General features: G+C 41.0%; 11 protein-coding genes and 1 pseudogene. 5 read left to right on the forward strand and 7 right to left on the reverse strand.

Annotated elements, in window-relative coordinates:
- The first annotated feature begins 30 nt into the window (after nucleotides 1–30).
- Nucleotides 31–1,014 carry an aldose epimerase family protein gene (locus LP667_RS16030; protein WP_017261405.1) on the forward strand — a complete coding sequence of 328 codons (984 nt, stop codon included), beginning with the start codon at nucleotides 31–33 and terminating at the stop codon, nucleotides 1,012–1,014.
- Nucleotides 1,015–1,016: 2 nt separating this feature from the next.
- The gene (gene pgmB / locus LP667_RS16035; protein ID WP_017261406.1) at nucleotides 1,017–1,688 is read left to right on the forward strand and encodes a beta-phosphoglucomutase; all 672 of its coding nucleotides are present in this window, start codon (nucleotides 1,017–1,019) and stop codon (nucleotides 1,686–1,688) included.
- A 173-nt stretch (nucleotides 1,689–1,861) separates the two neighbouring features.
- On the opposite strand, the gene LP667_RS16040 is transcribed toward pgmB, so the two are convergent.
- Complete coding sequence (locus tag LP667_RS16040) at nucleotides 1,862–2,083, reverse strand: type 1 periplasmic-binding domain-containing protein (RefSeq protein ID WP_143142911.1); 222 nt, start codon at nucleotides 2,081–2,083, stop codon at nucleotides 1,862–1,864.
- Between the two features lie 369 nt (nucleotides 2,084–2,452).
- Between LP667_RS16040 and LP667_RS16050 the strand changes: the two genes are divergently transcribed.
- Nucleotides 2,453–2,788, forward strand: a complete 336-nt coding sequence (locus LP667_RS16050; protein WP_056988617.1) for a hypothetical protein — start codon at nucleotides 2,453–2,455, stop codon at nucleotides 2,786–2,788.
- Nucleotides 2,789–2,894: 106 nt separating this feature from the next.
- Nucleotides 2,895–3,191, forward strand: a complete 297-nt coding sequence (locus tag LP667_RS16055; RefSeq protein ID WP_056988618.1) for a DUF5839 family protein — start codon at nucleotides 2,895–2,897, stop codon at nucleotides 3,189–3,191.
- Nucleotides 3,192–3,280: 89 nt separating this feature from the next.
- Here the strand turns inward: LP667_RS16055 and LP667_RS16060 are convergent.
- From LP667_RS16060 to LP667_RS16075, 4 genes and pseudogenes are all read right to left on the reverse strand, one after another.
- Nucleotides 3,281–4,210 (reverse strand): annotated as a pseudogene (locus LP667_RS16060) (IS30-like element ISLpl1 family transposase).
- Nucleotides 4,211–4,376: 166 nt separating this feature from the next.
- A protein-coding gene (locus tag LP667_RS16065; protein ID WP_121018932.1) for an IS5-like element ISLpl3 family transposase occupies nucleotides 4,377–5,152 on the reverse strand; the annotation gives its coding sequence in 2 pieces (ribosomal slippage) (nucleotides 4,377–4,828 and nucleotides 4,828–5,152; 777 coding nt in all).
- 107 nt (nucleotides 5,153–5,259) lie between these two features.
- Entirely contained in the window at nucleotides 5,260–6,162 is a 903-nt protein-coding gene (locus tag LP667_RS16070; RefSeq protein ID WP_056988776.1) for a YitT family protein, read from the reverse strand.
- Nucleotides 6,163–6,248: 86 nt separating this feature from the next.
- Nucleotides 6,249–6,881: a recombinase family protein gene (locus LP667_RS16075; RefSeq protein WP_045353791.1), complete on the reverse strand. Its 633-nt coding sequence runs from the start codon at nucleotides 6,879–6,881 to the stop codon at nucleotides 6,249–6,251.
- Between the two features lie 251 nt (nucleotides 6,882–7,132).
- Between LP667_RS16075 and LP667_RS16090 the strand changes: the two genes are divergently transcribed.
- Complete coding sequence (locus tag LP667_RS16090; protein ID WP_191988600.1) at nucleotides 7,133–12,238, forward strand: glycoside hydrolase family 70 protein; 5,106 nt, start codon at nucleotides 7,133–7,135, stop codon at nucleotides 12,236–12,238.
- Nucleotides 12,239–12,458: 220 nt separating this feature from the next.
- Here the strand turns inward: LP667_RS16090 and LP667_RS16100 are convergent, their stop codons facing one another.
- Both LP667_RS16100 and LP667_RS16105 read right to left on the reverse strand, forming a co-directional pair.
- A complete protein-coding gene (locus LP667_RS16100; RefSeq protein ID WP_121018966.1) occupies nucleotides 12,459–13,697 on the reverse strand; it encodes an ISL3 family transposase in 1,239 nt (412 codons plus the stop codon).
- 92 nt (nucleotides 13,698–13,789) lie between these two features.
- The gene (locus LP667_RS16105; RefSeq protein WP_057717442.1) at nucleotides 13,790–14,710 is read right to left on the reverse strand and encodes an IS30-like element ISLsa1 family transposase; all 921 of its coding nucleotides are present in this window, start codon (nucleotides 14,708–14,710) and stop codon (nucleotides 13,790–13,792) included.
- Nucleotides 14,711–14,945: the final 235 nt, after the last annotated feature.

The following is a 14,945-nucleotide window of genomic DNA, read 5'->3' on the forward strand; positions in this document are numbered from 1 at the left end:
CTCATTTGCTGTATAGCAGGAAAGGATATCATGAAAGTAGTGGAGAAGGATTTTGGGCAATTACCTGACGGAAAAGTCGTGACGGCGTTTACCCTAGAAAATATCAAGCACACACAGATTACTGCAATTTCATACGGGGCAACTTGGCAATCGTTTTCCGTTGAACGTGATGGTGTCAAACAAGAATTGTTAGTCCAATTTGATGATTTAGCCGCGTATTTAGATAATCCATTCCATTTTGGAAATACAATTGGTCGTGTTGGTGGTCGTCTATCAAAAACTGATTATGATATTAATGGGGCACATTTTACATTAACGCCAAATGATCATGGCAATGTTTTACACTCTGGCATTAATGGCTTTGATGCGGTTAATTGGCACGGTGAAGCAAGAAATTTGGGTACAGCGGCGGAAATTAATTTCACACGTACTTTTGATGATGAATTCGCCGGACAATTAGCTGCCCAAGTGACCTATCGATTGGACGATGAAGATCGTTTAGACATTATATTTAGTGGCGTTTCAACCGAGAATACATTGTTCAATCCAATGACGCATGTCTACTTTAATTTAGTTGGTAAGGATCAAGATATCAGTCAGCATAAATTACAAATTGCATCACGTCAACATCTTGAAGTTGATAATCACATGATTCCAACCGGTAACGTGATTGATAATCAAAATACAAAATTTGATTTTGCACATTTGCATGCCTTGGGACAAGAGCATTACGATGATGCTTGGGTATTAGATCCCAGCCGTCAAGGGGAGGGAGTAGGACTAACTTCACCCGATGAAAGTTTGACCTTGACAGTGGATTCAGATCGCAATGGTGTGGTTGTATTCACTGCCAATCCTGACGATAGCAGTGACATTAAAACAGCGCTTGCTATTGAGATGCAGACCTTGCCTGATGCGGTTAATCATGAAGGCTTTGGTGATATTGTTTTGCCAGCAAATGAAACAAAAACATATACTGTAACTTACCAAATTAAAAAAAGCGAGGATAAATAAAAATGGCTAAATTTTCAGATATTAAAGGTTTTGCCTTTGATTTAGATGGCGTTATTGCTGACACGGCGCGCTTTCATGGTGAAGCTTGGCATCAAATAGCTGATGAGGTTGGCACAACTTGGACACCAGAATTGGCTGAAGGTTTGAAGGGCATCAGTCGCATGGCTTCCTTGCAAATGATTTTGGATGCTGGGGATCATGCCGATGATTTTTCTCAAGCAGATAAAGAAGCATTAGCAGAAAAGAAAAATCATAATTATCAACAACTCATTTCAACATTGACTGAAGATGATATTTTGCCTGGCATGAAAGATTTCATTCAATCAGCTAAGGCAGCTGGCTATACAATGTCGGTGGCATCAGCTTCTAAAAACGCACCAATGATTCTAGATCATTTGGGATTGACCGAATATTTTGTTGGCATTGTTGATCCCGCCACTTTGACAAAGGGGAAACCTGATCCTGAAATCTTCGTTCGTGCTGCGGAAGTCTTACATTTAGATCCAGAAAATGTCATTGGATTAGAAGATTCAGCTGCTGGAATTTCCTCAATCAATGGCGCAGGTGAAACATCACTAGCAGTTGGTATTTCAGATGTGTTGTCAGGAGCGGATCTGAATTTTGAGTCTACTTCAGAAGTGACATTAGCAAATATTGAAGCTAAAATGCAATAGATAACTAAAAAGAGTGTCAGTACATAAAAACACTGACACTCTTTTGTTGTTTTAATTAACATTTGCCACCGTATTGCCCTGCTTGAGTGTGATATCGGTAAAAGTTACGGTATGCGTTGTTGTATGTGATCAACGAGAGCCGTAATAGCTAATTCATCCATCTGTGTAAATTTTTACTGCACAGGTGCTAAAATAGGACGTGCTAATTGGGTTAATTCTGTCCAATCGATGATCACAATTGATAGATTCTCAGAGACAGAAATGCCAACACCTTTTGCACCATTTAGTAATCGAATACTGCTGATGTCTGCTGAGCCAATTGCAGTCGTGAAAGGTTGAGGATTCCCAAATATTTTGGAAGCATACTGATATTTAGTAACCACAGAAAACATCACAGGAAGCATTCCCCATGAATGAACTTACCACAGAAATTATCGCTGCACTATCCCAAAAGCAAGATTTGGACGAAGTTTTTCGTCACCACCTCGAAATTGCAACAGAACCACTAAAGGTATTGAGGAATTCACCCATATCTTTTTAGAAAATATCAATTAAGAATTTGAATGAAATATGTTCCAACTATGCAATGCAGGCTGTACGATATTGATTATCTAACGACATCCAGATAACTCTAAACAAAAAATTTAAATATGAGTCTTAGGCCATTAGGGCATACCTTATTGGCTTTACTTGGCTGTATGAACTGATGCCACCTGCAATAGTTCAGTAGGATTGTCCAAATTAGGCGATATTTATCAAACAGTATGCAAGCTAATTTTGTGTTTGGAGATGGTAAAGGTTTGATATACATGCTGCTGTCACCACACATAGGGCACCAGCCCCGAATAGCCAGATTCAGTTCCAGGTCTGCCGGACCCAAGACGACGAGCAGGGTTGTTGCAATAATCACCACGAAAGAAGGTTGCCAAGTTTTTGACAAGCATCAACGCCGCAATAAAGACGGTAAGCTAACCGTAACGCCAAAAGCTGATAAAACCGCGGAGTATGCTGGTAACCCAGCAAAACCAACGATGCCAGCGCCTAAGCCAACGGTTACTAAAGTAGTTAAGCTGATCCAGACTGATCATCACCAAACTTAATTTAATCGATTGGTGGCTTGGTTCAAATAATTGCTAGTTTTAGGGTTCAGCACGTATACTAATGGTGTTGAGAAATGACTACTGGCCAATAATGGGAGGAATCAACATGGCTGATAATGTGTTAATGGCCTATCATATTGTGCATGATCCCGAAGAACGGGCGAAACATGTTTTAAACACCAAAAAATTGTATAAGTGGCGGATTACTGAAAAGACGAAGGGCACCCCGGTAGTTGGTAATGTGGCATTAGTCCAAACCCAGTTTGCGAAGCGCACCCCAGTTATGATTTATGCGACGAAGGAAGTTGCCAATGATTTAAGCGACTTACAACCAGTTAAAGTCTTTACCAACAATCGTGATAAAGAGACGGTTAATCAAACGTTTGATGACCTGATGAAATAACTTAACGGCCCAAGCCAACGTGATTCACTTTACGTTGGCTTGGGCCGTTCCTTTAATTAAGAAAAGTAATTAATTGGTAGATTGCAAATTTAATCCGAATTTTTGGACAAATTTGTCAGCATAACCTGATACGGTGTTTGCCAGTCGAGTATTTTAAGCGGTCGCTGGTTAATTTGGAGTAACGTCGTCGTTAAATCTTGAGCACTAATGTGCTCAAAACGAGTCCCTTTAGGATAAAAATAACGTCAATTCCGATTAAAGCGTTCATTACTACCACGTTCAGCTGGCGTATAAGCATGGCAGTAATAGGTTTTAATACCGTATTGTGCTTCAAGTGATACTAGCCCACTAAACTCAGTGCCACGGTCCACAGTAAAGCTGTGCACCGGACCATTAAAAGTGGTTAGGAACTTAGTTAGTGCTTCATTAACAGTCGCTGTCGTCCGATCTTTTAACCGGTATGCCCAAAGGAACCGTGATTTGCGATCGATTAAAGTTAATAAAACTGCCTTACTATGCCCACGAGGACCAACGACTGTATCTAGTTCAAAATCGCCGATGCGCTTACGTTGATTAATCATCATGGGATGCTGTTCAATTGATCGCCCCAAAGATTGATTATATTTGGATCGTTGGTCAACGTTACGCCGTTGGCGTACGCCATGTTCAGGTAGATCATTCAAGGAGAAACCAATTCTCCCCTGATTTAGCCAATTATAAATAGATTTAGTAGCTAGTTTAAATTCGTGAGCAATCATTCCTGGTGACCAGCTTAGACGTAAATGGTTGAGAATTTTTTGCTTTAACTCATCGCTCAGCTTAGTTTTCCGACCACATCGTGATCGCTTGTATTCGGCATCTGTTTGTGCTAATTCAGCCTGATAAGGTTGACATCGAGATAATTCATAAGAAATTGTTGACGGTGATCGGTTCAGCCGAACGCCCATTTGGATATTGGACAGCCCTAGTTCACAAAAGGTTTCGATTTTAATTCGTTCGGAATAGGTTATACTAGACAAAAGATCAGCTCCTAAAAGATGGGTTTGTGGTAAACACCATTTTAAAGGAAGCTGATCTTTTTTGTCCGAACAGCGTTCGGATTAATTTTACAATCTACCAATACCCAACTGCTCTACGTGATCAAAACAATAATTTTCTAATCAGTGACTAGGGTCCGTCTTAAAACTACTTAAGTAAGATGCAAATTGAGGCAATGTAGACCGTAGCCAGATAAACATGAGCGAGCTTATCATAACGCGTTGCAATCCTACGAAAGTTCTTCAACTGATTGAAGAAGTTCTCAATCAAATGGCGCTCACAATAAACGTGGTAATCATAGGTCCACTTGTCTTTGGTATTTTCCTTTGGCGGAATGGTATAGACGCCTGCTTTATCTTCAATATACTGGCGAAGTTTCGCGGTGCCATAGGCTTTATCCGCGATAATATTTGATTGAGAAATATCGAAGCCTTCCAGCAACTCACTGGCAACTTGGCTATCATGTACTTGACCACCTGTTAGGCGAAAACCCAAGGGATTCCCTAATCCGTCAACGAGTGCGTGAATCTTGGTCGTTCGGCCACCTCGACTTAATCCAATAGCTTGATTTTCGACCATACATTCGGCATTTTTTTTGCCCCAGTGGCCTTTTGATGCGCTCGAACGATCGTTGAATCTAAGCTCAAGTTTTCCATGTCGGGATCGTCAATCAATTCGAGAAAAACCTGTTCGAACAAGCCTGAACTTACCCAGGCTCGGAAGCGACTATACACCGTTTTCCAAGAGCCATAGCGTTCAGGTAGATCACGCCAAGGAGCCCCGCTGCGCATGAGCCAGAGGATAGCGTTGAGGGCGGTACGGTTGTCTAGGCTTGATGGACGGCCAGTCCGGTATGGCGGGAAGTATCCTTTGATTCGGTCCCACTGAGCATCTTCCAGTTCGTATCGTTTAGGTGTTGTCATCGGAATGCCTCGATTCGTTTTTCCTCAGATTATACCTGAATTTTTAGTTTTCAGACAGTCCCTAGTAGATTATAGCCGTTTTTTCATATTAAAACGTCTATTAATTTTTATTCTTTACTGTGCTGCCAATTAACATGGTATCTTTTGCGTTGATAACTAAAGCCCTCTCCAATCACTTCATGGGCATCCAGTACCGTCACAAATGCCCGTTCATCAATCGCTTTAATTAATTGCTTCAATTGTGGAATTTCCCGCGGTTGAACCACCAAATAAATCACTTGCTTTTGATCATGCTGATAACCACCTTCAGCTTGCAAATATGTCAATCCTCTATTTAAAGAAACATCAATTAATTGGGAAATTTTTTGGCTTTTATCTGACACAATGAATAATACCTTAGCACGATTGGGCCCTTCTTGGACCATATCAATTACTTTAGATAATACGAAACTAACAATTAGCGAGTACGCGATGTGATACAGATCTAAGTATGATAGTGATAGCCCTAATACTACGTAGTCAATAATCAAAATTCCTTTTCCCGAAGAAAATCCCAAACTTCTCTGGCCAACCCGAGCAATAATATCACTACCACCAGTAGTTCCGTTATAACGAAAAACCAGACCAATGCCCAACCCTGATAATACCCCTGCAACCAGTGATGACAATAATAAATCATTTCTCAATGGTAGTGGTTGAATCAGGGCCTGCTTTGACCATATTATTAGAAATAGTGATAAACAAATGGCGCCATAAATAGTGTAAGCCATCATGCGCTTGCCCAAGTAGCGCAAACCAATTAGTATCAATGGAATATTCAGAAATAAAGTACTAATACCCAAGTTAATATGAAAGAAATGACGAATAATCAGAGTTATTCCGCTCAGACCGCCGTCTGCTAAACCATTTGGAATAGAGATTAAATCTAGACTAAACGCATAAATGCTACATCCCAACGTAATCATAACTAATTCGAAACTATTGTATTTTGTCCAATCTTTAAAAAACATAGTTCATCTCCAAAATGTTTTATCAATGTAAGTGTTTTATTATTTGACCGGTGGTCCCTAAAAAACACTAACTTGTCCTGTAGGCCCTAGCCATTCACTTCCCTTTTGGGAGTGCCTAAGTCTCCAACTTTTAAAGCATATTCTTTAATGCGATAAATTTGTCGTCGTTGTACGCCAGTACTCCTTGCAATTTGTGCAATATTCGTTCCATCCCTGAGCATTTGAACTACCCCTTTATATAGGTAGCGTTTTGATCCATGTGGACTATATTGCCGCCTTCTTCCTTTATACTCCCCGCGCTCCTTAGCTAATTGGATTCCCTGATTCTGCCTAGCATGAATTTTGTTGCGCTCTTCTTCAGCTGTATATTTGTATATTTCAAAAACCAAGTTGGTTAATAAACCACGTAAGTTAACATCTTGTATATCAGTGAAACTCGGTAAACTTAAAACATCTAGTGTGGCTTCCTTTTGTTGAATCAAGTTGATGGTGTCAGTAATGTCCTGAGCATTTCTACCAAGTCGATCTAAATCCAAAACAGTGACAATATCTTTTTCACGAATGAACTCTAACATTTTTTGCAATTCAGGGCGATTTTGAACTGATTTTCCGGAAACTTTTTCCTGAAATATTTTCTCTACACCAGACCTCTTTAGAGCTTCAATCTGCCGAGCTAAATTCTGATTTTCAGACGACACCCTAGCATAACCAATTTTCATATATTTGCCTTCTTATCATATTAATTCTGACGTCAGTTTCTGGGCAACTACTCAACTAGTTGATCTGATTAAGATTTAAAAGTTACTGTGTCACACTCTAATGTCTCACACGTTTGATCTATTATACCACAGCTCAGGAATGAGACATTAGGGTACACACCCTATTTTATACTCTCTCTCATTCGGCTATGAGTGTTATAATTACTATATAAGTTAAAATTCATCAATTATACAAAGCAGGGGATATCATTATGAATTTACGAACAAACAACCCATTAAATTCCGAAAGGGCTGTGCATTATAAACTGTACAAGTCAGGTAAACTGTGGCTTGTTGCCGGAGTGACTTTTTGTTCATTTGTTGGCAGCGCAATCATCAACGATCAAATTGCGCACGCTGATACAGTAACTGTAGCTAAAACAGCAACCACAGTCACACGGACAACCGTCAGTGCTGATTCAAAAACAAGCAATGATTCTACTCAAGCAGATACAGTTTCCACTACGGCTAACAAGGTCGCTAAGACTACTTCAAATATCGCTCACCAACCCAATAGTGCAACAAACAGCTTAAATACTAGTCAAGCAGCAACCGCTACCTCAAGTACAACCACCAAGGCTGCTTCGAGTATCCTCAGTCAAGCGGACAGCGAAACTGCCAACTCAAACACTAGTCAAGCAGTAACTGCTACCTCAAGCGCTACTACCGAGGCTGTTTCGAGTGCCGCCAACCAAACGGGCCAAAAATTAAGCTCCAGTAATAACAAAAGCCATGAGGCAAAAGCTCACACAACTAGTGCTGCCTCTGGTTCTATTAGCCAAGTAAGTAACACAGCAGTCAAATCAGCAGCAAGTACCGAGAATACCAACAAGGCCACATCAGTTGCTTCAAGTGCAGTAAATCGCCAAGCAACCACGACCAAAAAAGCTGACATTAACTTAACTACGGTAACTGCAGCCACAGCTAACACGAAGCCAGCTACACAAGTAAGACTAATGGCCACTAGTTCAGCTGCAATGAAAATCAAGCCTATAACTTACAAAATCCAATCGAAACAAATGACCCGTAATCAGTATCAATGGCAAGGTAACAATTTATATTATTACGGTAATGATGGACAACCTATCACTGGTCTACGACACTACAGTAATAACAAGCTAGAATATTATGGCACAGATCATGTTCAGTATCGTAATCGTTATGCTAGTCAGGGAAAGCAATTGTATTACTTTGGTAGCAATGGTGACGCAGTTACCGGCTTACGACACTACAGTAATAACAAGCTAGAATATTATGGCACAGATCATGTTCAGTATCGTAATCGTTATGCTAGTCAGGGAAAGCAATTGTATTACTTTGGTAGCAATGGTGACGCAGTTACCGGCTTACGACACTACAGTAATAACAAGCTAGAATATTATGGCACAGATCATGTTCAGTATCGTAATCGTTATGCTAGTCAGGGAAAGCAATTGTATTACTTTGGTAGCAATGGTGACGCAGTTACCGGCTTACGTCATTACGGCAATAACAAGCTAGAATATTATGGCACAGATCATGTTCAGTATCGTAATCGTTATGCTAGTCAGGGAAAGCAATTGTATTACTTTGGTAGCAATGGTGACGCAGTTACCGGCTTACGACACTACAGTAATAACAAGCTAGAATATTATGGCACAGATCATGTTCAGTATCGTAATCGTTATGCTAGTCAGGGAAAGCAATTGTATTACTTTGGTAGCAATGGTGACGCAGTAACTGGCTTACGTCATTACGGCAATAACAAGCTAGAATATTATGGCACAGATCATGTTCAGTATCGTAATCGTTATGCTAGTCAGGGAAAGCAATTGTATTACTTTGGTAGCAATGGTGACGCAGTTACCGGCTTACGTCATTACGGCAATAACAAGCTAGAATATTATGGCACAGATCATGTTCAGTATCGTAATCGTTATGCTAGTCAGGGAAAGCAATTGTATTACTTTGGTAGCAATGGTGACGCAGTTACCGGCTTACGTCATTACGGCAATAATAAGCTAGAATATTATGGCACAGATCATGTTCAGTATCGTAATCGTTATGCTAGTCAGGGAAAGCAATTGTATTACTTTGGTAGCAATGGTGACGCAGTAACTGGCTTACGTCATTACGGCAATAACAAGCTAGAATATTATGGCACAGATCATGTTCAGTATCGTAATCGTTATGCTAGTCAGGGAAATCAGTTGTATTACTTTGGTAGCAATGGTGACGCAGTTACCGGCTTACGTCATTACGGCAATAATAAGCTAGAATATTATGGCACAGATCATGTTCAGTATCGTAATCGTTATGCTAGTCAGGGAAAGCAATTGTATTACTTTGGTAGCAATGGTGACGCAGTAACTGGCTTACGTCATTACGGCAATAACAAGCTAGAATATTATGGCACAGATCATGTTCAGTATCGTAATCGTTATGCTAGTCAGGGAAATCAGTTGTATTACTTTGGTAGCAATGGTGACGCAGTTACCGGCTTGCGTCACTATGATAATAACAAGTTAGAATATTACGGCGCGGACCACGTTCAATATCGTAACCGGTATTATCAAGAAGGTAATAAATTCTATTACTTCGGTGGTAACGGTGACGCAATAACTGGCTTACGTCATTACGGCAATAACAAGCTAGAATATTATGGCACAGATCATGTTCAGTATCGTAATCGTTATGCTAGTCAGGGAAATCAGCTGTATTACTTTGGTAGCAATGGTGACGCAGTTACCGGCTTCCGTGGGGCAATTGAAAACGGCAAGTTTAATATTTATGATATGCGGACAAACAAGCTCTTAAAGACACTTGACTCTGGCGATTGGGAGAACTTAGCTGATAGTTTTGACTCATCGTCAATTAATAATATTGATGGCTACTTGAGCTATGCCGATTGGTATCGTCCTTATGGTACTAGCCAAGATGGTAAGACCTGGCATAAAACAACGGCTAGTGATTGGCGACCACTCTTAATGTATGTATATCCAAGTAGGGATGTTGAGGCAAAATATATCAAATACTTTGTTAGCAACGGATATACAAGCACTGATTATGGATTAACCAAGGATAATGTGGCTAATCTTTCTCAGGATACTGATAGTGCAACATTAAACAAATATGCACGTAATCTGCGCTTCGTTATCGAAAAGAGTATTGCTATCAATAAATCGACAGGTCCACTGGCAAATGACATCAATAAGTTCATGACCACAATACCAGAATTGTCTGCGAAGTCTGAACTCCCAGCTTACAGTGTGAACGATCAGCTTGTCTTTGTTAATAATAACTCTAGTAATCAAGCTAAGGGCAATACGAGCTATGCTGATAGCAATTATCGTTTGATGGATCGAACCCTTAATAACCAAACTAATAATGATAGTAGCGACCACAGTCCAGAAATGTTGCTTGGTACTGATATTGATAATTCCAATCCAGTTGTTCAAGCAGAGAATTTTAACTGGGAATATTTCTTGCTTAATTATGGTAAACTAATGCAATATAATGCTAATGGGAACTTTGATGGTTTTCGTGTTGATGCTGCTGACCATATCGACGCAGATGTTCTTGACCAGCTGGGGCAGTTGATGAATGATCTGTACCATACGAAGGGTAACCAGGTAAATGCCAACAGCCACCTGGTATATAATGAAGGATATAATTATGGTGATGCACGAATGCTTAATGGCAAGAACAATCCACAATTATGTATGGACTCGGGTTACTGGTCCCAATTAGAGAGTTCCCTTGGTCGGAATGTCGACAAGCGTGACAGCATCAGTAATTTAATGACAAATAGTCTTGTTAATCGGGCTAACGATGTAACGGAGAATACGGCAACGCCTAATTGGTCGTTTGTAACTAACCATGATCAGCGCAATAACCTTGTTAATCGAATTATTTATGATAAGGATATCACGGCTCAAAAGGCGTGGGATATGTTTTATGCTGATCAAGCCAAGACTGACAAACAGTACGCTCAATATAACATGCCAGCACAATATGCTCTCCTTTTAAGCAATAAGGACACTGTTCCGCAGGTATACTACGGTGACCTGTATAATGAAACTGACCAATACATGAAGACAAAGTCGATGTACTACGATGCAATTACGACTTTAATGAAAGCACGACGGACATTCGTTAATGGTGGTCAGACGATGACTAAGCTTAATAACAACTTGATTGCAAGTGTTCGTTATGGTAAAGGTGTCAGTGATGTGTCAGGCAAAGGTACAGATTCATTGAGTCGCACAACAGGAATGGCAGTTATCGTTGGTAATAACCCAACAATGAGTGAACAGGTCGTTCAAATTAACATGGGGGTTGCTCATGCCAATGAACAGTATAGAAGCCTGATTAATAGTACAGATAATGGTTTAACTTATGACGGTATGGGTTCTGCATTCTTAACGACAGATAGCAAAGGTATTTTGCGAGTCACTGTAAAAGGATACAGTAATCCATACGTAAACGGATACTTGAGTGTCTGGGTACCTGTAATTAGCGGAACTCAAAATGCCCAAACCAATGCTCAAGAGGTTCATAATGTCTTAGGGAAGACCTTTGCTTCTAATGCAGCCCTTGATGCACACATGATTTATCAAGACTTCTCACTAGCCCAGCCAGAACCAACGACAATCAACAACCATGCTTACAACGTAATCAAGGCGAACGCATCTCTGTTCAATCAACTTGGAATTACTGATTTTTGGATGGCACCAGCTTATATGCCGTTTAGTGCAAGCAAATATCAAGATGGCTATTCAACGACCGATCATTATAACTTAGGAACTACTGATAATCCAACCAAATATGGCAGTGGCGAGGAACTTGCGAATGCGATTGCCGCTCTTCACCAAGAAGGTTTGAAAGTTCAAGAAGATCTGGTAATGAACCAGATGTTCGGCTTTTCAAGTCAGGAAGCAGTCACGGTTACCAGGGCTGATTCATATGGCAAGCAGTTCTATGTGGATGGTCAGACATTCGCTAATCAAATCTATTTTGGCTATACTCGTGGTGGCAGCCAGGATCAGCAAGATTACGGTGGTAAGTACTTGGGTGAATTAAATCAAAAATACCCTGATTTATTTACTACTAAAGCTGCATCAACTGGTGTTGCCCCAAATCCAAATACTCGGATCACTGAATGGTCTGCTAAGTACGAAAATGGAACTTCATTACAAAATGTCGGTGTTGGTCTTGCAATTAAAATGCCAAATGGCTACTATGCTTATTTAAATGATGGTAGTAATAAGACATTTAATACTACTTTACCCGATGCAATAGCTTCGACCGATTATTATGCGAATAAAGCTAACCTTTAAGGTAAGGTACATCTTTTAATTAGTATCGAAAGGTGTATAATGACGGAAGTTTGTCAAATGGTGTTGAAGGATAGTTTCTATCCTTTGGAGATCTCCTCGTGTGGGAGATCTTTTTTGTTGTTTTATTAGTTGCGGCGTTTAATCTGGTGTGTTGTCTGAATATCGTACTTGAAGGCATAACAAATAAGCCTACCATCGTGACGTTATTGTGGTAGACAATCTAGGCAATCAGCTGATAGACGCGTGTGAACATATTGGCCTGATTGGAGAAGCCATAACAAGCACGTTTGAGCTCCTTGATCTTACGGTTGATGCCCTCTATCGGTCCGTTAGAGTAGGACGATTTGGCGGCGTTAATTACGCCATTAAGATTCTTTCGTAGGGTATGCATGGCCGTATCTAGGGGCGTGCCGTTAGGCTGATAGTTAGTGATGATATTCTTGAGTTCATCAGCGTGACGCCCCATCAAAGCATCGTGGAGATCGAGGTAGGTTTCATAAGCTGTTTTGAAGGCCGGAAACGTATCGGTTCCAATATCAATAGCGTTCTGTTCGGTCGAGTACTCATTCAGGCCGAAGAGGTAGCGGCTCTTTTGTGCGTCAGGGTTGGCCTTGTGGAATAGGCGCCATAGTGATTTCAGTACTTTATATTCCCGCGAATGCTGGTCGAGTTGCTTTAAACATTGAGTGCGAATGGTATCCATCGTCCGGCCCATTAATTGAATAATGTGGAACCGATCAATAATGAGTTCGGCGTTAGGGAATAGTTCGTGCACGAATGCCTGATAGGAGGCGTTCATGTCCATGATGACGCGTTGAACCGCGGCCCGTTCTGCGGTGCTGTACTGACTAAGAAAGAACTGTTTGATGGTTCTATTAAGGCGGTCGCTAAGTACTTTAACTGATTTGTGAGTGTCGGCGTCAATGCAAATAAACGACATGGAGCCGTGCGTGGAACGGAATTCATCAAAGCATAGATTAATCGGTAACCGGCGGCTCGCGTGTGGATGAATATTAGCCGTCAAAATACGCTGAACTGAGTTTGTCGAAATACCGGTGAGACTGGCGATAGTCTTAGCCGGGAGTGATTTACTGGCTAGCTTCAGCACATGAGTCGCTAGTCCGTGACCGATGGCGTGGTTGGTTGATACCACTGGAGTGGTGGCCGTACAAGTGCTATGGCAGTTACTACAACGCCAGCGTTGCTTGTTTAGCTCTAGAATTACGGGCCGGTCCATGGGTCCTGCAATGTGGACATGAGTGAGCTTGTGTCCGTTAGGGTGCAACGTATTGTATCCACAGCTGGGACAGTGCCTGAGTGTGTAGGTAAGCTCTGCCTGGATGACCAAATACTTTTTGCGACCCGATCCCCGATCATGAAATTCCTCACGAGTACCGAACACCTGAATGTTTGTGCCTGTAATTCCCAGTAATTTAAGTGTATTATCTAGTTGAGACATCTATTCCTACCCCGCTTATCTTGAGTTTCGTCGCTTAAAGCATAGCACTAGGGAGGCTTAGATGCCTTTTTTTGTTATGGCAAATTACAAGTTTAATCCGAACAAGCCCGGAATCTTTCAATGGCAGTCTGTTGATGATGTATTTTTAATGGTCGTTGATTAATTAGTTCAAGTGCTGCTAGGATCTCATCAGTCGTTACTTGGCTAAAATTGGTCTTTTTCGGGAAGAACCAGCGTAACCGTCTATTAAAATATTCATTGGAACCTCGCTCCCATGGTGAATATGGATGGCAAAAATAAACTTTGATCTGATAATCCTGTTCTAAGGCCTGATAATTGGCAAACTCTTTACCATGATCAACAGTAATGGATTTTACTTGGGGACCGAAGGCCCCCATAAACTTGCCAAAGGCGGTGTTTAGAGCCTTAGCCGTTCTATTAGGGGCTTTGATGGCCCATAGAAGTCGGGTCTTACGTTCTACGAATGTAACCAGACATGATCGTGACTCACCTCGACTAGAAAGCACCGTATCTACTTCCCAATGACCAAAAGCTAACCGTTGATTAACAGTTGTTGGCCGTTGTTCGATGGAAGTCCCACTTGTAAATTTCCCCCGATTTTCGCTCACTCGGTGCTGGCGGACATTCCGATTGGGTAGATCAGTCAATTTGAAGGGGAGCCAGCCACGATTAAGCCAATTATAAATTGACGCAGTGCTCAAGTTATAAGCGGCCGCAATGGTTTCTGGTGACCAGGTTAATCGTAAGTGATTGGTAATTAAAGTCGCTAATGCTGCCGTCAGCATCGAACGACGACCGCAATTCCGCCTTTTGCGATCTGCATCTTGCTGAGCTAATTCTGGATCATAAGGTTTAACCCGGTCCAACTCATAGCTAATCGTAGCTTTGGCGACGCCTAAGGCGTCAGCCATTACTTGGTAAGATTTATTCCCCTCATTGACCAGTTGTGCTAGTGCGCCACGTTGAAAACGTGATAAAGTAGATGTACCCAAAGTAATCACTCCCTATATTGGTTGGAATTAGCTACTACCATTGTAAGTGATTGCTTTGGGCTTTTTAATTTCTGTTCGGATTAATTATAGAATTTGCCTTATCAAAAAGGGCCTAGTACTTTTGGAATGGAAATACTTTCCAACACCAAAAATTCTAGACCCATTAATTTTACAATCTACCATTTGACATAATATTTTTTCTTTCCTTTTGACAGATGGCTTCTATTTTTATACT

The sequence above is a fragment of the Lactiplantibacillus paraplantarum genome, from assembly GCF_003641145.1.
Classification (GTDB): Bacteria; Bacillota; Bacilli; order Lactobacillales; family Lactobacillaceae; genus Lactiplantibacillus; species Lactiplantibacillus paraplantarum.